General features: G+C 68.0%; 14 protein-coding genes. 8 read left to right on the forward strand and 6 right to left on the reverse strand.

The features are described 5' to 3' along the window. Positions 1-10: 10 nt before the first annotated feature. The 3 genes from ASD72_RS02235 to rpsB all read right to left on the reverse strand — a co-directional run bounded on the left by ASD72_RS02235 (position 11) and on the right by rpsB (position 3,596). Complete coding sequence (locus ASD72_RS02235) at positions 11-1,507, reverse strand: GGDEF domain-containing protein (RefSeq protein ID WP_056878488.1); 1,497 nt, start codon at positions 1,505-1,507, stop codon at positions 11-13. Between the two features lie 208 nt (positions 1,508-1,715). Beyond that, positions 1,716-2,594, reverse strand: a complete 879-nt coding sequence (tsf, locus tag ASD72_RS02240) for a translation elongation factor Ts (protein ID WP_056878323.1) — start codon at positions 2,592-2,594, stop codon at positions 1,716-1,718. Between the two features lie 198 nt (positions 2,595-2,792). Further along, entirely contained in the window at positions 2,793-3,596 is an 804-nt protein-coding gene (gene rpsB, locus ASD72_RS02245; protein ID WP_056878324.1) for a 30S ribosomal protein S2, read from the reverse strand. Between the two features lie 317 nt (positions 3,597-3,913). On the opposite strand from rpsB, the gene map reads away from it, so the two are divergent. From map to ASD72_RS02280, 7 genes are all read left to right on the forward strand, one after another. Beyond that, positions 3,914-4,690, forward strand: coding sequence for a type I methionyl aminopeptidase (gene map / locus ASD72_RS02250; protein WP_056878325.1), 777 nt, complete (start codon positions 3,914-3,916; stop codon positions 4,688-4,690). Positions 4,691-4,734: 44 nt separating this feature from the next. After that, entirely contained in the window at positions 4,735-7,329 is a 2,595-nt protein-coding gene (gene glnD / locus ASD72_RS02255) for a [protein-PII] uridylyltransferase (RefSeq protein WP_056878489.1), read from the forward strand. A 21-nt stretch (positions 7,330-7,350) separates the two neighbouring features. Then, a complete protein-coding gene (gene dapD, locus ASD72_RS02260) occupies positions 7,351-8,202 on the forward strand; it encodes a 2,3,4,5-tetrahydropyridine-2,6-dicarboxylate N-succinyltransferase (protein WP_056878326.1) in 852 nt (283 codons plus the stop codon). 3 nt (positions 8,203-8,205) lie between these two features. Further along, positions 8,206-8,568, forward strand: a complete 363-nt coding sequence (locus tag ASD72_RS02265) for a Spx/MgsR family RNA polymerase-binding regulatory protein (RefSeq protein ID WP_056878327.1) — start codon at positions 8,206-8,208, stop codon at positions 8,566-8,568. After that, on the forward strand, positions 8,565-9,707 hold the full coding sequence (gene dapE, locus ASD72_RS02270) for a succinyl-diaminopimelate desuccinylase (RefSeq protein ID WP_056878328.1): 1,143 nt from the start codon (positions 8,565-8,567) through the stop codon (positions 9,705-9,707). The genes ASD72_RS02265 and dapE overlap by 4 nt, the downstream gene beginning before the upstream one ends. A gap of 257 nt (positions 9,708-9,964) precedes the next feature. After that, positions 9,965-11,668, forward strand: a complete 1,704-nt coding sequence (gene asnB / locus ASD72_RS02275; RefSeq protein ID WP_056878329.1) for an asparagine synthase B — start codon at positions 9,965-9,967, stop codon at positions 11,666-11,668. Then, positions 11,665-12,033: a nuclear transport factor 2 family protein gene (locus tag ASD72_RS02280; protein ID WP_056878330.1), complete on the forward strand. Its 369-nt coding sequence runs from the start codon at positions 11,665-11,667 to the stop codon at positions 12,031-12,033. The genes asnB and ASD72_RS02280 overlap by 4 nt, the downstream gene beginning before the upstream one ends. Here ASD72_RS02280 and ASD72_RS02285 read toward each other — a convergent pair. Beyond that, positions 12,021-14,420, reverse strand: coding sequence for a penicillin acylase family protein (locus ASD72_RS02285; RefSeq protein WP_056878331.1), 2,400 nt, complete (start codon positions 14,418-14,420; stop codon positions 12,021-12,023). The genes ASD72_RS02280 and ASD72_RS02285 overlap by 13 nt on opposite strands. 154 nt (positions 14,421-14,574) lie before the next feature. On the opposite strand from ASD72_RS02285, the gene bfr reads away from it, so the two are divergent. Further along, positions 14,575-15,060 carry a bacterioferritin gene (gene bfr, locus ASD72_RS02290; protein WP_056878332.1) on the forward strand — a complete coding sequence of 162 codons (486 nt, stop codon included), beginning with the start codon at positions 14,575-14,577 and terminating at the stop codon, positions 15,058-15,060. Between the two features lie 9 nt (positions 15,061-15,069). On the opposite strand, the gene ASD72_RS02295 is transcribed toward bfr, so the two are convergent. Further along, positions 15,070-15,726: a thiopurine S-methyltransferase gene (locus ASD72_RS02295; protein WP_056878333.1), complete on the reverse strand. Its 657-nt coding sequence runs from the start codon at positions 15,724-15,726 to the stop codon at positions 15,070-15,072. A gap of 159 nt (positions 15,727-15,885) precedes the next feature. After that, positions 15,886-18,129, reverse strand: coding sequence for a DNA topoisomerase IV subunit A (gene parC / locus ASD72_RS02300; RefSeq protein ID WP_056878334.1), 2,244 nt, complete (start codon positions 18,127-18,129; stop codon positions 15,886-15,888). Positions 18,130-18,222 lie beyond the last annotated feature (93 nt).

Raw genomic sequence — 18,222 nt, forward strand, 5'->3', positions numbered from 1 at the left:
CCGCGGAGCGTCACGGGGCGCCGATCGCGCCCACCGACACCCGGTTGCGGCCTTCGCGCTTGGCGCCGTAGAGCGCTTCGTCTGCCGCGCGGAGCAGGTCGTCGACGTGGTGGAACTGTTCCAGTGTTCCCTGCGTCGCGAGTCCGGCCGAAAAGGTCACGTGCAACGGCTGGCCGCTGACGTCGGCCATGGCGGCCGCGGAGACTTCCGACAGGATGCGGCGCACGACATGGGCCGCCGCGTCTTCGGCGATACCCGGCAACACCACCAGGAACTCCTCGCCGCCGTAGCGGGCGACGATGTCGCTGCTGCGCACATGCCGCATCAGCGCCTTGGCGAAATTGCGCAGGACCTCGTCGCCGACCAGGTGGCCCCAGCGGTCGTTCACCTGCTTGAAATCGTCGAGATCGATGAAGGCGATCGACAGCGGCCAGCCATGGCGGGTGGCGGCGTCGAATTCCTTCTCCAGCACCTCTTCCAACTGGCTGCGGTTGTACGCGCCGGTCAGTGGGTCGCGGCGGACTTCCTCGGCCAGGCGGCGGGCGCGGTCCTCGTGTTCGTCGGCTTCCTTGCGCGCGCGCGCGGCTTCCTGGATCTCGCGCAGGTTGCGCACCACCAGCAATTCGCGGGCCTGGTCCAGCAGCGCCTGGATGCGGGCCGGCGGCGCGGGCGGCACGTCGAACATCGCGCACACGTCGGGAAGGGCGGCCACCATCTCCTCGGTGAGGGCCAGGAACGCGGCGTAATCCAGCCCCAGGCGCGTGGCGGCCTGCAAGGCGGCATCGCGATGCGCGGCCTCGGTGCGATCGGCATCGCCGGTGGACAGCCAGATGTCGGCGATGTGGCCAGAGACCGCGACGCAGGCATTGAACGCCGTATCCGATGCGGGCTGCTCGCTTTCGATGATCGCCTCGCGCAGCAGGGCCGGCAGGTTCCACTGGCGCCCCAGCCAGCCACCCACGGTGGCGTGGTCGCAGCCCAGCCAGTCGCGCTCGGCGGCGAGCAGTGCCACGTTGTCCTCGGCGTTCTCCACCAGGCGGGCATAGTCCTCGCCCAGCACTTCCAGCAGGGCGAGCATGCCGATGTCCTGCAGCAAGCCGGCCAGCATCAGTTCTTCCGCCTTGCGGATGCCGGCATGCTGGCCGAGCAGGCGGCTGGCCAGCGCGGCCACCACGCTGCGGCGCCAGACGCGCGCCTGCGCAACCGGATGGCTGCCGCTGCCGCAACGCGCCAGCGAGAAGCCCAGCGCCAGCGTCAGGGTGGCGTTGAGGCCCAGCACCGTCAGCGCCTGCGAGAGATTCTCCACGCGGCGACGGCTGGCATACAGCGGCGAATTGGCGATGCGCAACATACGCGCGCTGAGGGCGGCGTCCAGGCCGATCGCGTCGGCGGCAGTGGCCATCACCACTTCCGGATCCTGCGCGAGCTCGAGGATGCGCAACGCCACGCCCGGCGGGCTCGGCAGGTTGCGGCAATTCAGGAGCTGGGCTTCGAGTTCGGGACGCATCCGGGTGCGCACTGCGTTGAGAGAGGTCGCCGGCAGCATGCCAGCAAAGCGTGACGAAGTGTCACCTTTGTAACCAGTTTCGGCGCAACAAGGACAAACTTTAGCGGAGCGCGACGAGCGGTCGCTGCATGCGGAAGATGCATTCCCGGAAAGCAGGAAAGCCGCGGTTCCCCGCGGCTTTCCCGTGTACGACAGGTGGGGCGATGGCTTACGCCAGGCCGGCCTGCTTCATCACTTCGGCGGCGTAGTCTTCCACCACCTTCTCGATGCCTTCGCCGACCACCAGGCGCTGGAAGCCGATCACATCGGCGCCGGCGGCCTTGACCACCTGCTCGACCGACTTGTCGCTGTCCAGCACGTACGGCTGGCCGTACAGGGTGACTTCGTTGACGATCTTGTTGATCTTGCCGGAGATGATCTTCTCCAGGATGTCGGCCGGCTTGGACTTGTCCTTGTCGGACATCTTCGCCAGTTCGATTTCCTTCTCCTTCGCCACGAACTCGGCCGGCACGTCGGCCGCCTTGTTGTGCGGGGGGTTCATCGCGGCGATGTGCATCGCCAGGCCACGGGCCAGGTCGGCGTCGCCGCCCTTGACCTCGACCAGCACGCCGATCTTGCCGCCGTGGACGTAGGCCGCCACGTTGTTGGCGCTGTCGATGGCGACCAGGCGACGGATCTGCATGTTCTCGCCCAGCTTGGCGATCGCGGCGGCACGGGCCTCCTCGACGGTCTCGCCCGAGGCGAGCTTGGCGCTCTTCAGGGCTTCGACGTCAGCGGCGCCCGAGGTCAGCGCGGCCTGCGCGATGGCGTCGGTGAAGGCGATGAAGTTGGCGTCCTTGGCGACGAAGTCGGTCTCGGAGTTGATCTCGACCAGCACGGCCTTGCCGCCGGCCTGGGCCACGGCGACGCGGCCTTCGGCGGTGACGCGGTCGGCCTTCTTGTCGGCCTTGGCCAGGCCCGACTTGCGCAGCCACTCGGCGGCGGCGTCGATGTCGGCGTTGTTCTCGGTGAGCGCCTTCTTGCACTCCATCATGCCGGCGCCGGTGCGCTCGCGCAGTTCCTTGACCAGGGAAGCGGTGATTTCCACGGGATTACCTCGGTTTAGATTGGCAAAGCCCCTCTCCCGTCGGGAGAGGGGTTGGGGTGGGGGTCCGGCGGTGTCGCGACGCATGGAGCGCCAACGTGCTTACCGCACCCTCATCCGCCCTTCGGGCACCTTCTCCCGATGGGAGAAGGGATGAACATGGGCCGCCGCGCAGCATGGCGCGGCGGCGTTGCAGCCGGATTACTCGGCAGCGGCTTCGTCGGACTTCTTGCCGGCGGCCTTCTTGGCCGGGGCGCGACGGGCACCCTTGTCGTCGCCACCTTCGGCGAACTCTTCCTCGCGGACGGTCGCGGCGTTCGGCGACGCGGCCTTGCCTTCCAGCACGGCGTCGGCGGCGGCGCGGGCGTACAGCTGCACGGCGCGGATGGCGTCGTCGTTGCCGGGGATGGCGTAGTCGACCAGGGCCGGGTCGTAGTTCGAGTCGACCACCGCGATCACCGGGATGCCGAGCTTCTTGGCTTCCTTGATGGCGATGTCTTCATGGCCGATGTCGATGACGAACAGCGCGTCCGGCAGGCGGTTCATGTCCTTGATGCCGCCCAGCGAGGCTTCCAGCTTGTCGCGCTCGCGGCGCAGGCCCAGTACTTCGTGCTTGACCAGCTTCTCGAAGGTGCCGTCGGTTTCGGCGGATTCCAGCTCCTTCAGGCGGGCGACCGACTTCTTCACGGTGGCGAAGTTGGTCAGCGTGCCGCCCAGCCAGCGCTGGGTCATGTACGGCATGCCGCAACGCACGGCCTCTTCCTTCACGGCTTCGCGCGCGCTGCGCTTGGTGCCCAGGAACAGGACGGTGCCGCGCTTCTGCGCGACGCCCGAGAGGAAGTTCATCGCGTCGTTGAACAGCGGAACGGTCTTCTCGAGGTTGATGATGTGGATCTTGCCGCGGGCACCGAAGATGTACGGCGCCATCTTGGGGTTCCAATAGCGGGTCTGGTGGCCGAAATGGACGCCGGCTTCCAGCATCTGGCGCATGGTGACTTGGGGCATTGCTCTACTCCTGATAAGGAACCCGCCGCCAGGCATATGGAAGGCGGTGCCCGCGAGGGCAGGGTTCCGGGGTTGGGCCTCCCTGTCGCTTCCGTGACCGAACCCTTCAGGCGAAGGGCACCCCGGCACGGGTGGTGGCGACAGGTGTGGATTCGTCGGTGGCGCCCGACGTGGGCGGTCCGGCCGGGCGTGCCCGGGCGCGAAGCCGCGGGATTATAGCCGTCATGCGCGGCCGGCCGCAAACCGGGGGCGGGCCGCGGAAGGGCCCGGGGCTCCGGGGCGTTCAGCTGGCACGCCAAATGGGGGATAATCGGCCAATGGCCATCCAGCTGAAAACCCCCGAAGACCTCGCCCAGATGCGCATCGCCGGCCGGCTGGCCGCCGAGGTGCTCCAGGTGGTCGCCCCGCACGTGAAGCCGGGCGTGACCACCGCCGAACTCGACCGCATCTGCCACGATCACATCGTCAACGTGCAGAAGGCGATCCCGGCGAACGTGGGCTACAAGGGCTTCCCGGCCACCGTCTGCACGTCGGTCAACAACGTCATCTGCCACGGCATCCCCAGCGAGGGGAAGGTCCTCAAGGACGGCGACATCCTCAACATCGATGTCACCGTCATCAAGGACGGCTGGCACGGCGACACCAGCCGCATGTACGTCGTCGGCACCCCGTCGGTGATGGCCAAGCGCCTGGTGGACGTCACCCGCGAGGCCATGTTCCGCGGCATCCGGGCGGTGAAGCCGGGCGCCACCCTCGGCGACGTGGGGCACGCGATCCAGCAGTACGCCGAGGGCGAACGCTTCAGCGTGGTGCGTGAGTACTGCGGGCACGGCATCGGCAAGGTCTACCACGACGAACCCCAAGTGCTGCACTACGGCCGCTCGGGCGAGGGCGTGGTGCTCAAGCCGGGCATGACCTTCACCATCGAGCCGATGATCAACGAGGGCGCCCGCCATACCCGGGTGCTGCCCGATGGCTGGACCGTGGTGACCAAGGACCGCAAGCTCTCGGCGCAGTGGGAGCACACGGTGGCGGTCACCGAGGATGGTGTCGAGATCCTGACCCGCGTGCCGGGCGACGACAACGACCTGTGAGCGTCCCGGCAGCCGCGAACGGACATGCGACGCGGCTTCCGGACATCGGCCCGGATGTCGGAGATGACGCGGCCTGGTCGGCGGCGGCCCGCGCGTCGCTGGCCCACACCGACGCCCGCCTGGACAAGCGCTTCGACCAGGACGACGGCATGGACCGCATCCTGGCCCTGCGCGCACGCGCGGTCGACCATCTTCTGAAAGATGCGTGGCTTCGCTGCATCCCCGGGCAGGCGCCGATGGCGCTGTTCGCGGTCGGCGGCTACGGGCGCGGCGAACTGTTCCCGCAATCGGATGTCGACGTGCTGGTGCTGGCCGGCAGCGATGTCCAGCAGGTCCACCACGATGCGGTCGCGCGATTCTTCGCCACCCTCTGGGATGCCGGCCTGCCGATCAGCCACAGTGTGCGCTCGGCCGCGGAATGCACCGCCGCCGCTGCTGCGGACCAGACCGTGCTGACCGCGCTGATCGAAGAGCGCCTGATCGTCGGCGAGCCCGTCGACGAAGGCTTGCTGATCGATGCGATCGGCCCGGCCCGCGTCTGGCCGCCGCGCGATTTCTTCGTGGCCAAGCGCGAGGAACTGCGCATCCGCCACGCACGCTTCGGCGACACCTCGGACAATCTCGAACCCAACATCAAGGATGGCCCCGGCGGCCTGCGCGACCTGCATACGCTGGGCTGGATGGCGCTGCGTACGTTCGGCGTGCGCGACCTGGAGCCGTTGGTGGGCATGGGCCACCTGGGCCAGGACGAAGCCGTGGCCCTGGCGCGCGAACGCCGTGCGCTGGGGCGCCTGCGGTATGGCCTGCACCGCGTGGCCGGACGGGCGGAAGAACGCCTGCGCTTCGATTACCAGAAGACCCTGGCCCAGCGGCTGGGCTTCGCCGACGACGCGGAGAACCTCGGCGTCGAAAAGATGATGCAGGGGTTCTACCGCAGCGCCGCCATCGTGCGCCGGATCAGCGACCGCCTGCTGCAGCGTTTCGAGGAACAGTTCGACGGCGAAGCGCTGGCCGAACCGCTGGACGCGGACTTCGCGCTTCGTCGTGGCTACCTGGCCGCGCGCGATCCGGCGTGGCCGTCCGGCGACGCGACGCAGGTCTTCGCGCTGTTCGCGGCGTGGGCGGCGAACCCGCAGGTGCGCGGGCTGCATTCGCGCACGGCGCGTGCGCTGGCCGAGGCGCTGCCGAAGCTGCAGTCCTATCCCCAGGCGGGCCGTCTCCAGCGGGATGCCTTCATGGCGCTGCTGCGCGGGCCGCGCGCGGTGGAGACGCTCACCCGCATGGCGCGACTCGGCGTGCTGGGGCAGTGGATTCCCGCCTTCGCCCGCGTGTCCGGGCGGATGCAGTTCGATCTCTTCCACGTCTACACCGTCGACCAGCACACGCTGATGGTGCTGCGGAACATCGCGGCCTTCGCCGCAGGTCGCGCCGATGAGCGCTTCTCGATCGCGCACGAGGTGTGGCCACGACTCCGCAAGCCGGAACTGCTGCTGCTGGCCGGCCTGTTCCACGACATCGCCAAGGGCCGCGGCGGCGACCATTCCGAACTCGGTGCGGTCGATGCGCGCGAGTTCTGCGCTGCGCACGCGCTCAGCGAGTCCGATACCGACCTGGTGGCCTGGCTGGTGGAGCAACACCTGCGCATGTCGGTGACCGCGCAGAAGCAGGACATCGCCGATCCGGACGTCATCCATGCCTTCGCTGCCCTGGTGAAGGACCGCGAGCGACTGGATTACCTCTATCTGCTGACCTGCGCCGATATCGCGGGCACCAGCCCGAAGCTCTGGAACGCATGGAAGGACCGGCTGCTCGCGGACCTCTATTTCGCCGCGCGCCGCGTGCTGCGCGAGGGGCTCGAGAATCCGGTGGCGGTGGATGAGCGCCTGTCGGAGGCGCGCGGCAGCGTGCGCGCGCTGCTGGAGGTGCAGGGCATGACGGCGATGCAGGCCGACACCTTGTTCGCCACGATGCCGGAGGAGAGTTTCCTGCGTTTCCGTCCGGAACAACTGGCCTGGCAGGCGCACGCGCTCCGTGGCGCGACGCCGGGCGAGACCCGCGTGCGTGCGCGCCGGATCGCCGACGACGCCGATGCGATGGAAGTGTTCGTCCACTCGCCGGATCGCGACGGTCTGTTCGCGGCCATCCTCGCCACGCTGGACCGGATGGGCTTCGCGATCCACCAGGCCCGCGTGCTGGTGGGGCCGCAGGGCGCCATCTTCGATACGTTCGAAGTGTTGCCGGCAGACACCTACGCACCACGCGACCCGGCCGACATCGAGCGCGGGCTCGGCGAAGCGCTGGCAAGGCCGCTGGACAGCGTGCGCACCTCGCGCCGCGCGGTGCCGCGCCAGCTGAAGCATTTCCGGTTCGCGCCACGCATCGAGTTCGGCACCACGCCGGATGGCCGCCGCACGGTCCTCGGCCTGGTCGCGCCCGACCGCCCGGGCCTGCTGTCCGACGTGGCCCAGGTGCTGCGTGGCCAGCGCCTGCGCGTGCACGACGCGCGCATCGCGACCTTCGGCGAGCGCGCCGAGGACGTCTTCCAGATCACCGACGAGCACGACCAGCCCCTCACCGACACCACCCAGCAGGACGCGCTGCGCGATGCGCTGCGCGCCGGCCTCGATACCCCCACCTGAGCAGAATCCGGTAGACGTTTGATGACCCGCAAAGCCACCAAGACCGAAGAACTGAAGTCCACCATCGAGAGCGCGTTCGAGCGTAGGGCCGAACTCACGCCCGCCGAAATCGAAGGCTCCACCCGTACCGCCGTCGAGCTCGCCATCGAAGGCTTGGAAGCCGGCAAGCTGCGCGTCGCCGAGCCGGACGGCAAAGGCGGCTGGAAGGTCAACGAGTGGCTGAAGAAAGCCGTGCTGCTGTACTTCCGCGTCAACGAGATGGAACTGGTCGAAGCCTACCCCGCGCCGTTCTGGGACAAGGTCGAAGCGCGTTTCGGCGCCTTCGACGAGAACGACTTCCGCAAGCTCGGCGTGCGCGTCGTGCCGGGCGCCATTGCCCGTCGCGGCAGCTATTTCGGCAAGGACGTGGTGCTGATGCCGAGCTTCGTCAACATCGGCGCGCATGTCGGCGAGGGCACGATGGTCGATACGTGGGCGACGGTGGGTTCCTGTGCCCAGATCGGCAAGCATTGCCATCTGTCCGGCGGCGCCGGCATCGGCGGCGTGCTCGAGCCGTTGCAGGCCAGCCCCACGATCATCGAAGACCATTGCTTCATCGGCGCGCGTTCGGAAGTGGTCGAGGGCGTGGTCGTCGGCCATCACAGCGTGATCGGCATGGGCGTGTTCATCGGCCAGTCCACCCGCATCTACAACCGCGCGACGAAGGAGATCACCTACGGCTACGTGCCGCCGGGCAGCGTGGTGGTCTCCGGCTCGCTGCCGGCCGCGGACGGCTCGCACTCGCTGTACTGCGCCGTGATCGTCAAGCAGGTCGACGAGAAGACGCGCAGCAAGACCAGCGTCAACGAGCTGCTGCGTGGGCTGGCGGACTGACCGATGGCGACGACGCTCTACGGCCTGAAGAACTGCGACACCTGCAAGAAGGCGACGAAATGGCTGGATCGCTTCGGCGTCGCGCATGAATTCATCGACTACCGCGACAACCGGCAGGCGCCCGAGACGCTGAAGGAATGGGCGGACAAGGCGGGCGGCTGGGACGCGCTGATCAACAAGTCGTCGACGACCTGGCGGCAGCTGCCGGAGAACCGCAAGTCGCCCGGCTCCGATGCGGAATGGAAACTGTTGTTGAAGGAGTACCCGCAACTGGTCCGCCGTCCGGTGGTCGTCGGCGACGTGGCGGGCTTTTCACAGGGCTTCAGCGACAATGGCTTCAAGAAACTGTTCGGAGCCGGCGCGTGAGCGACGTCGTTGAACTTTCCAGCGAACTGATCCGTCGCCATTCGGTGACGCCGGACGACGCCGGTTGCCAGCAGGCGCTCGCGACGCGATTGAACCAGTGGGGCTTCCACTGCGAACACCTGCGTTTCGGCGATACCGACAACCTGTGGGCGACCCACGGCAGCGGTGAGCCGGTGCTGGTGTTGCTCGGCCACACCGACGTGGTGCCGCCGGGTCCGCTGTCCGCCTGGACCAGCGATCCCTTTGTGCCGACCGTGCGCGACGGTGTGCTGTACGGGCGTGGCACGGCGGACATGAAATGCAGTGTGGCCGCGTGCACGATCGCGCTGGAGCGTTTCGTCGATGCGCACCCGGACCATCCGGGCACGGTCGCGCTGCTCGTCACCTCGGATGAGGAAGGCGACGCGCACGATGGCGTGAAGAAAGTCGCGGCGCTGTTCCGCGAGCGCGGCCAGCGGATCGACTGGTGCATCACCGGCGAGCCGTCCTCGAAGGAGGCGCTCGGCGACCTGTTGCGGGTCGGCCGGCGTGGCACGCTGACCGGCACGCTCAGCGTGCATGGCGTGCAGGGTCACGTGGCCTACCCGCACAAGGCGCTCAATCCGATCCACAAGGCGATGCCTGCGCTGGACGAACTCGCGGCACGGCAATGGGACGAGGGCTACGAGACGTTCCCGCCGACCAGCCTGCAGATCTCCAACATCCACGCCGGCACCGGCGCCAGCAATGTCATCCCCGGCGAACTGCAGGTGGTGTTCAACCTGCGCTTCAATCCGTCGTGGACGGCGGAGAGGCTGGAGCAGGAGATCGAGGCGATCTTCCGGCGGCACGGGCTGGAGTACAGCATCAAATGGTTGCGTGGCGGCGAGCCGTTCTACACGCCCGAAGGCCACCTGCGGGCCACGGCGCGCACGGTGCTCGGCGAGTTCGCGGGTGCCCCACCGGAAGAAAGCACGGCAGGCGGCACCTCGGATGCCCGCTTCATCGCCCCGCTGGGCGCGGAGTGCATCGAGGTCGGTCCGGTCAACGCCAGCATCCACAAGGTCGATGAGCACGTCCGGATGTCCGACCTGGAAGCGCTGCCGGGCCTCTACCAGGCGCTGGTGGAGCGGCTGATGCTGACCCGGCCCGCGACCTGACGGCGGCAGGCGACACGGTTCCCTTACGGATGAAACAGTTGCGCGGCCCCGCCGGGACCGGTTACGGTCGCCCCATGCCTTGCCGCACCACCATCGCCAATAACCGCAACAACCTGCGCCCGAACAACGGGACGCGGGCGATGCGGCTCTGCGACTAGGCAAAGAAAGACCTGCCGGATTCCAGAAACCCGCATCGCAAGATGCGGGTTTCTTCGTTTCAGGCCCCCGATCCCGAACCCCACCAGGAGCTTCCACCCATGTGTTCCATCTTCGGCATCTTCGGGCTGCAGCCCGGCGACGACATCGCGGCGCTGCGACGGCAGTCGCTCGAACTTTCCCAGAAGCAGCGCCACCGCGGGCCGGACTGGAGCGGCGTCCATCACGACGACGGCGCGATCCTCGTGCACGAGCGCCTGGCCATCGTCGACCCGGCGGGTGGATCGCAACCGCTGCGTTCGGCCGATGGCGCGCTGGTGCTGGCGGTCAACGGCGAGATCTACAACCACCGGGAATTGAAGGGCGAGCTGGCGCAGGACTACGCCTTCCAGACCGGTTCGGACTGCGAAGTGATCAACGCGCTGTATCGCGAGGACACGCCGGCCTCGTTCCTCAACCGCCTCAACGGCATCTTCGCGTTCGCGCTGTGGGACCGCGCGACAGGGCGTGCGCTGATCGCACGCGACCCGATCGGCGTCTGCCCGCTGTACTGGGGCCATGATCGCGAAGGCCGCCTGTGCGTGGCCTCGGAGATGAAGGCCCTGGCGCCGATCTGCGCCGACGTGGCGCAGTTCCCGCCGGGCCACTACTACGACACCGCCACGCGGGAACTGGTGAAGTACTACGAGAAGCCCTGGCGCGACTATGCCGATGTCGAAGGCGCGCAGGTGCCGAAGGACGAACTGCGCGAAGCCTTCGAACGTGCCGTGCACCGGCAGCTGATGACCGATGTGCCGTATGGCGTGCTGCTCTCCGGCGGACTGGATTCGTCGCTGGTCGCGGCGGTCGCCGCGCGCTACGCACGCCACCGCATCGAGGACAACGACACGACCGAAGCGTGGTGGCCGCGACTGCATTCTTTCGCCATCGGCCTGGACGGTTCACCGGACCTGGCGGCGGCCGAGGTCGCGGCGAAGGCGCTGGGCACCGTGCACCACGGTTTCACCTATACCTTCCAGGAGGGCCTGGACGCGATTCCGGAGGTCATCCGCCACATAGAGACCTACGACGTCACCACCATCCGCGCCTCCACGCCGATGTACCTGCTGGCGCGGCGGATCAAGGCGATGGGCGTGAAGATGGTGCTGTCGGGCGAAGGCAGCGACGAGATCTTCGGCGGCTATCTGTACTTCCACAAGGCGCCGAACGCGCGCGAGTTCCACGAAGAACTGGTGCGCAAGCTGGACGCGCTGCACAACTACGACTGCCTGCGCGCCAACAAGTCGATGATGGCCTGGGGCGTGGAGCCGCGCGTGCCGTTCCTGGACGTCGAATTCCTCGACGTGGCGATGAAGATGGACGCCGCGCACAAGATGATCGACAAGACGAGCCAGGGTGCGCGGCGCATGGAGAAAGGCGTACTGCGCGAGGCGTTCGACGGCTATCTGCCGGAGTCGATCCTGTGGCGGCAGAAGGAGCAGTTCAGCGATGGCGTCGGCTATGGCTGGATCGACGGGCTCAAGGCGCATGCCGAAGCGCAGGTCAGCGACCGCGAACTGGCGGCGGCCGACAAGCGTTTCCCGGTGAACCCGCCGCAGACCAAGGAAGCCTACTTCTACCGCACGCTGTTCGAGCAGCACTACCCGGGCCAGGCCTGCGCCGAGACGGTGCCCGGCGGCAAATCGATCGCGTGCTCGTCGCCGGCCGCCATCGCCTGGGACGCCAGCTTCGCGAAGATGGCCGATCCGTCCGGTCGCGCCGTCGCGGGCGTGCATGCGTCCGCGCTGCAGGCGACGACGACATGACGCCGTCCGAGGTCGTCCGCGAATGGGTCCGCCGCTTCAATGCGGCGGACGTCGGCGGACTGGCGGCGTTGTACGCGGAGAATGCCGTCAACCACCAGGTGGTGACCGATCCGCTGCACGGCCGCGAGGCGATCGCGAACCTGTTCCGCACCGAATTCGCGCGCGCGACGATGGTGTGCGAGGTGGAACAGATCCTCGAGGACGGCGAGTGGGCCGTCATGGAATGGCGCGATCCGCTCGGATTGCGCGGCTGCGGCTTCTTCCAGGTGCGCGACGGCCGCATCGTGTTCCAGCGCGGCTACTTCGACCAGCTCAGCTTCTTCCGCCAGCAAGGGCTGGCGGTCCCGGATCACTACCTGGGTTGAGCGTTGGCGGGCCGCAGCGTGAGCGTGTGGGTCGCTTCGCCCGGCAGGAAGGGCGTCGGCCTGCCATGCACCCAATCGTCATGGCCGGCGCCCCAGAACGGCGACATCGGGTGGCCACTCTGGCCACCGGGCATGTGGATGATGCCGTCGGCCTCGTGCCCCGGCGACACCACCATGCGTTCGGACGCGCCGAACGCCGGACCCTGCACACGCGGCATGGCGCCGTCGCCTGCCAGCGGCTCGCCGGGCATGCAGAGCCGCGGTTTCAGCGAGGCGGGCAGGGCGGTCGCCAGCGGATGGCAGATCTTTGCCGTGTTGCGCTCGCCCCAGCGGCGCTCGGACAGCGGTCCTTGTTCGGCCAGGTCGTCGCGCACTTCCTTCGCTGCGTCTTCCAGCAGGGCGTCCCAGGTCTGGTAGCGGCGCGACAGCAGGTGGGCCGGGCGCTGTTCGAGCAGCGGCCACACCACGCCTTCCAATTGCGGCAGGTCGGGCATGATGAAGTCGCTGCCCAGCGCGGCCTGCGCCGGTGCGGTGAGGCCGTCGGCGATGCGCGCATGTACGGCCAGGCGCCACGCGCGCACCAACCGGTAGCTCACCGAATCGATACTCGCGGTGCCATCCCAGGTCTTGCCGGCGTCGGCAAGGGCCTTCACGGCGGAATCGGCCGGCAGCTTCTTCGCTTCGTCCTGCAACAACGTCCACCAGCGCTCCAGGAACAGGGCGCGATCATCCAGCTGGATCGCCAGCAGGTCCTTTTCGGTGAAGCGATCCTTTGCCATCAGGCCGTCGCGGATCTGCTTCGCGCGCGCACCCAGTGCATAGCCGCCATCGCCGACGCGGGCGAGCGCGGCGCCGTCCAGCACGCGGGCGTTGGCGGTCCAGAGGCGATGGTTTTCCGGCGACGTCAGCACCGGCGAGAGCTGGTAGGAGAGATCCCACGGCTTGCAGGGCGCGGCCGCAGCGTCGGCGGGCGCCGTCGTCGCGACCCCATCGAGGGCGTGCGTGCATGCACCCGCACGCGAAGGCAGCGGCCCGAGGATGCGCCAGGCGATGCGGCCATTGCGGTCGGCGACGACCAGGTTCTGCGCCGGCGTGGCGGTGCGCTGGGCCACGGCCAGGGCGGCGGACAGGTCGTCTGCGCGCGCGAGTTCCGACAGGCCGAAGTTCAACGCGCCCGGCTGCTGCGCCACCCAGCGCAGTGCGAGTGCGGGCCGATCGCCTTTCGCGGGATGGACGATCGGGCCGTGGCGCGTTTCGAGCACCTCGAAGGCTACGTCTTCGCCACCGGCGACCTTGATGGTTTCGGCGTGGCGCTCGACGGCCTCGCAGCCCTCGGTCGTCTTGCCTTCGCACGGCACCACCGGATACCAGTCGGCCGTGTCCGCATAGCTGTTGGTGAAGCCCCAGGCGACACGGCCGTTGCTGCCCACGATGATCGCGGGCAGGCCAGGCAGGCTGAAGCCGGACACATCGACCTTGCCGCCCGGTGCGTGCGGGTCGGGATAGCGCAGGCGCACGCGGAACCAGATGCCGGGTGCGCGCAGGCCCAGGTGCATGTCGTCGGCGACGATGGCGCGGCCGTCGGCGGTCAGCGCGCCGGCGACCGCCCAGTTGTTGCTGCCGGGCGTGCCTTTGTCGGCCAGGCGCTGGTGGGAATCCGTCTTCGGCATCGGCAGCGTGCGCAGGTCCACCTGGCCGGCGTCCGGCAGCGTGGCGTTCCCGCGCGGTTCCCCCAGGAGGGGCGCATCCCATTCGGTGCCATCGTGCGCGAGCAGGTCGTAGAGGCCTTGCGGCACATGCTGGCGGATCTGCCACAGCCCCAGTTCGCGCACGTTCTGCGCATCCTGCAGGTCGAAGTACATCGCGTAACCGGTCAGCGCGGAATCCAGCACCTCCCAGCGACGCGGTTCCTGTCGCAGCAACAGGTAGGACCAGGGACGCGCGCGCAGGCTGCCCAGCCCGGCATTCACGCCGTCGGCATACGCCTGCAGCTGCGGCACGCGGTTGCCCGCGAAGGCGTCCAGGTGATCCGACACGCGCGCGCGGATGCGGTGCACGCGACGTTCCTTGTCCAGGTCGACGGCGATGGGGCCGAACAGCTCTGACAGCTCGCCCGCCGAGCTGCGGCGCATCAGGTCCATTTCGAAGTAGCGCTCTTGCGCGTGCACGTAGCCCAGCGCACGGACGGCATCCGTCTCGCTGGCCGCGTCGATGGTCACCACCCCCAACGCGTCGCGTTGCACGCTGACGGGCGCCGACAGTCCGACCAGGCCCGACTCGCCGTCCAGCTGAGCCAGGCTGCCGCGCAACATCCACCATGCAACCAGCACCACCACGACGATCAAGGCCAACAGCAGCAGCGCGATGCGGCGGGTCCACTTCAGCATTGCAGGTCCTGAGGGTAGGGGCGGGCGGGGCGATTATTCCATGGAAGCGGTGACGTTCCATGCCGCGATGCGACGACGAACGCGACTGATTCCGATTCGGTCGCCGGCCGGCGGGATCGGGCATCCTGTGCGCCTCGCCACAGGAGCCGCCCCCATGAAAGGCCACCCGGACGTCGTCGATTACCTCAAGTTCCTGCTGCGTGGCGAGCTGGCCGCGCGCGACCAGTACTTCATCCATTCGCGGCGTTACGAGGACCAGGGCCTGAAGGCGTTGTTCCACCGCATCGACCATGAGATGCAGGAAGAGACCCAGCACGCCGACGCGCTGCTGCGCCGCATCCTGTTCCTGGAAGGCGACCCGGACATGCGCCCGGAAGCGTTCACCGCCGGCAAGACGGTCGAGGAGATGCTGCAGCGCGACCTGGAAGTCGAGTACGCGGTGCGTGCGCACCTGGCCAAGGGCGTGGCGCTGTGCGAGCAGCATGGCGACTACGTCAGCCGCGAAATCCTGCTGACCCAGCTGCAGGACACCGAAGAAGACCACGCGCACTGGCTGGAACAGCAGCTCGGCCTGATCAAGCGCCTGGGCATCCAGCTGTACCTGACCTCCAAGCTGGACGGCGAAGCCGTCGCCGGATAAGCGGCGGCGTCAGGCCCGGCGCAGGCGGTAGACCGCCGTTTCCAGCGCGCTCAGGCCATCTTCGCGGAAGCGCGGCTCCTGGTCCAGGATGTCGCGCCGCTCCAGCAGGGTCTGCCGCCACGGTGCGGCGAACAGCGCTTCGACCTCCGGCTGCTCCACCGAGAACGGTGGTCCGGCTTTTTCGGCCTGCGGGTATTCCAGCGTGATGAGCAGCCCCTGGGATCCCGCGGGAAGCGAGGCATACACCGTATCGCGATAGCGCAAACGCAGGTCCGCGGGTAGCGCAATCAGTGCCGCGCGGTCGTAGACACCCGCCACGTCCGCAAGCAGCGCCGGATCGACGCCGAAGGCGTCGCCCAGCAGGATCTCCACCGGCCCCGCGCTGAAATGCTCGCCGTAGGGGCTCGTGGTCCGTACCGGTTCGAGTCCGGCCTCCTCGAAGAACTGCGTGACCGCCAGCGGCGACAGCTCCACGCCGAGCACGCGGTGGCCCTGTGCCGCCAACCAGTGCATGTCCAGCGACTTGCCGCACAGCGGCACCAGCACGCGACTGCCTGCGGGCAGCTGCAGCGACGGCCAGTGCTTCTCGAGCAGCGGCATCACATCGCTGCGGTGGAAGCCGATCTGGCCTTCCTGCCAACGCTGCAACCAGAAATCGGCATCCATCGTGCGGTCCTTTCTTGAAACCCCAGAGTCGAACCTATCCGACTGTTGTAGGAGGGGCTTCAGCCCCGATGCTTTTCCGCCGTAAAGCGGTCGGGGCTGAAGCCCCTCCTGCAATGGCGATGCCTCCATGGGCGCGCCGCAGCGCGCCCGTATGGCGAGTTACTGGACATCCAATCCATCGACCTTCTGCCACCCACGCGGCAACAGCCCGCCGCGTGTCGCCCGTGCACCGACATACTCGTCCAGGTCCTTGAACGACAGGCTCATCGTGCGCTGGCCGCTCTTCACCAGCAGCGTGCTGCCCGGCGTGACGGCCGCGATGGCGACCACGCGCTCGGTGCCGAGCTTGGCTTTCGGGATCTCGATGATCTTGTTGCCTTTGCCCTTGTCGAGTTCCGGCAGTTCGCTGACCGGGAAGGCGAGCAGGTGGCCCGCGCTGGTCACGGCGACGATGCGGTCGGTCTCGGTGTTGGCCACCTGCGCGGGCTGCAGCACGTTCGCGCCCACGGTCAGGTTGAGCATCGCCTTGCCCGCCTTCTGGCGGCCGGTGAGGTTCTCGAAGCGGGTGACGAAGCCGTAGCCGTGCGACGAGGCCAATACGAAGCGGCTGTCGTTGTCGCCGCTGGCCAACGCCTGGAACGATGCGCCCGCGGCCGGCGAGAAGCGGCCGGTCAGCGGTTCGCCATTGCCGCGCGCCGAGGGTAGCGTGTGCACGGCCGTCGAGTAGCTGCGGCCTTCGGAATCGAGGAACGCGACCTGCTGCGTGCTGCGCGAACGCACCGCTGCCAGCAGACCGTCGCCGTCGCGGTAGGACAGCGTGGCAGCGTCCACGTCGTGGCCCTTCGCCGCGCGGATCCAGCCCTTCTCCGACACCACCACGGTCATCGGCTCGCTGGCGACCAGTTCGGTTTCGTCCAGCGCCTGCGCGGCATCGCGCTGCACCAGCGGCGACATGCGGCCATCGCCGAACTTCTTCGCGTCGGCCGTCAGTTCGTCCTTGATCAGCTTCTTCAGCTTCGCCTTGGAATCCAGGATGCCGGCGATCTTCTCGCGCTCGGCCTGCAACTCGTCCTGCTCCCCGCGGATCTTCATTTCCTCGAGGCGGGCGAGCTGCCGCAGCTTGGTCTCGAGAATGTAGTCCGCCTGCTCCTCGCTCAACTTGAAGCGGGCGATCAACGCGGCCTTCGGCTCGTCCTCGGTGCGGATGATGCGGATCACTTCATCCAGGTTGAGGAACGCGACCAGCAAACCTTCCAACAGGTGCAGGCGGCGCTCGACCTTCTCCAGCCGGTGCTTCAGGCGGCGCGTCACCGTGTCGCTGCGGAATGCCAGCCACTCGGTCAGCAGCATCTTCAGGTTCTTGACCTGCGGGCGGCCATCCAGCCCGATGATGTTGAGGTTGACCCGGTAGCTCTTCTCGAGGTCCGTGGTGGCGAACAGGTGGCCCATCAGTTGTTCGGCGTCCACGCGGTTGGAGCGCGGGATCAGCACGACGCGCACCGGGTTCGCGTGGTCGGATTCGTCTCGGATGTCTTCCAGCCAGGGCAGCTTCTTCGCCCGCATCTGCGTGGCGATCTGCTCGATCACCTTGGAAGGCGACACCTGGTAGGGCAGCGCGTCGATCACGAGGTTCGCGTTGTCCTTGCGCCACACGGCGCGCGCGCGGACGCTGCCGGTCCCGTTCTCGTACATCGTGCGCAGATCGGACGCCGCGGTGATGATCTCCGCCTTCGTGGGGTAGTCCGGGCCGCGCACGTGTTCGCACAGGTCGGCGACCGTCGCGTCCGGATCGTCGATCAGGCGGATGCACGCGCTGACGATCTCGTTGAGGTTGTGCGGCGGTACGTCGGTGGCCATGCCCACGGCGATGCCGGTGGTGCCGTTGAGCAGCAGGTGCGGCAGGCGTGCCGGTAGCCACGTGGGTTCTTCCAGCGTGCCGTCGAAGTTCGATGCCCAGTCCACCGTGCCCTGGCCCAGTTCGCCCAGCAGCACTTCGGCGATGGGGGTGAGCTTGGATTCGGTGTAACGCATGGCCGCGAACGACTTTGGGTCGTCCGGCGAACCGAAGTTGCCCTGGCCTTCGATCAGCGGATAGCGGTACGAGAAAGGCTGGGCCATCAGCACCAGCGCTTCGTAGCACGCGCTGTCGCCATGCGGGTGGTACTTGCCGATCACGTCGCCGACGGTACGTGCGGATTTCTTCGGCTTGGCGCCCGCATTGAGGCCGAGCTCGCTCATCGAATAGATGATGCGGCGCTGCACCGGCTTGAGGCCGTCGCCGATGAAGGGCAGGGCGCGGTCGAGCACCACGTACATCGAATAATCGAGGTAGGCGCGCTCGGCGTACTCGCGTAGCGGGATCTGTTCGAAACCGTGGAAGGTGGGGCGGATGGTGTCGCTCATCGGGTGCATTCGTCTGCAGCAGTGTCCTGCCGCAATTCTACCCGTCGCGGTCTCAGCGCTTGCGCGCGTGAGCGATGCCCGGAAACGAAAAAC

The sequence above is a fragment of the Pseudoxanthomonas sp. Root630 genome (genome assembly GCF_001427585.1).
GTDB lineage: Bacteria > Pseudomonadota > Gammaproteobacteria > Xanthomonadales > Xanthomonadaceae > Pseudoxanthomonas_A.

Excerpts from the sequence above, each read along its gene's own strand:
- ASD72_RS02235 (WP_056878488.1), bottom strand. The coding sequence starts at position 1,507 with ATGCGTCCCGAACTCGAAGCCCAGCTCCTGAATTGCCGCAACCTGCCG.
- rpsB (WP_056878324.1), bottom strand. The coding sequence starts at position 3,596 with ATGCCCCAAGTCACCATGCGCCAGATGCTGGAAGCCGGCGTCCATTTC.
- map (WP_056878325.1), top strand. The coding sequence starts at position 3,914 with ATGGCCATCCAGCTGAAAACCCCCGAAGACCTCGCCCAGATGCGCATC.
- dapD (WP_056878326.1), top strand. The coding sequence starts at position 7,351 with ATGACCCGCAAAGCCACCAAGACCGAAGAACTGAAGTCCACCATCGAG.
- ASD72_RS02265 (WP_056878327.1), top strand. The coding sequence starts at position 8,206 with ATGGCGACGACGCTCTACGGCCTGAAGAACTGCGACACCTGCAAGAAG.
- asnB (WP_056878329.1), top strand. The coding sequence starts at position 9,965 with ATGTGTTCCATCTTCGGCATCTTCGGGCTGCAGCCCGGCGACGACATC.
- ASD72_RS02280 (WP_056878330.1), top strand. The coding sequence starts at position 11,665 with ATGACGCCGTCCGAGGTCGTCCGCGAATGGGTCCGCCGCTTCAATGCG.
- ASD72_RS02285 (WP_056878331.1), bottom strand. The coding sequence starts at position 14,420 with ATGCTGAAGTGGACCCGCCGCATCGCGCTGCTGCTGTTGGCCTTGATC.
- bfr (WP_056878332.1), top strand. The coding sequence starts at position 14,575 with ATGAAAGGCCACCCGGACGTCGTCGATTACCTCAAGTTCCTGCTGCGT.
- ASD72_RS02295 (WP_056878333.1), bottom strand. The coding sequence starts at position 15,726 with ATGGATGCCGATTTCTGGTTGCAGCGTTGGCAGGAAGGCCAGATCGGC.
- parC (WP_056878334.1), bottom strand. The coding sequence starts at position 18,129 with ATGAGCGACACCATCCGCCCCACCTTCCACGGTTTCGAACAGATCCCG.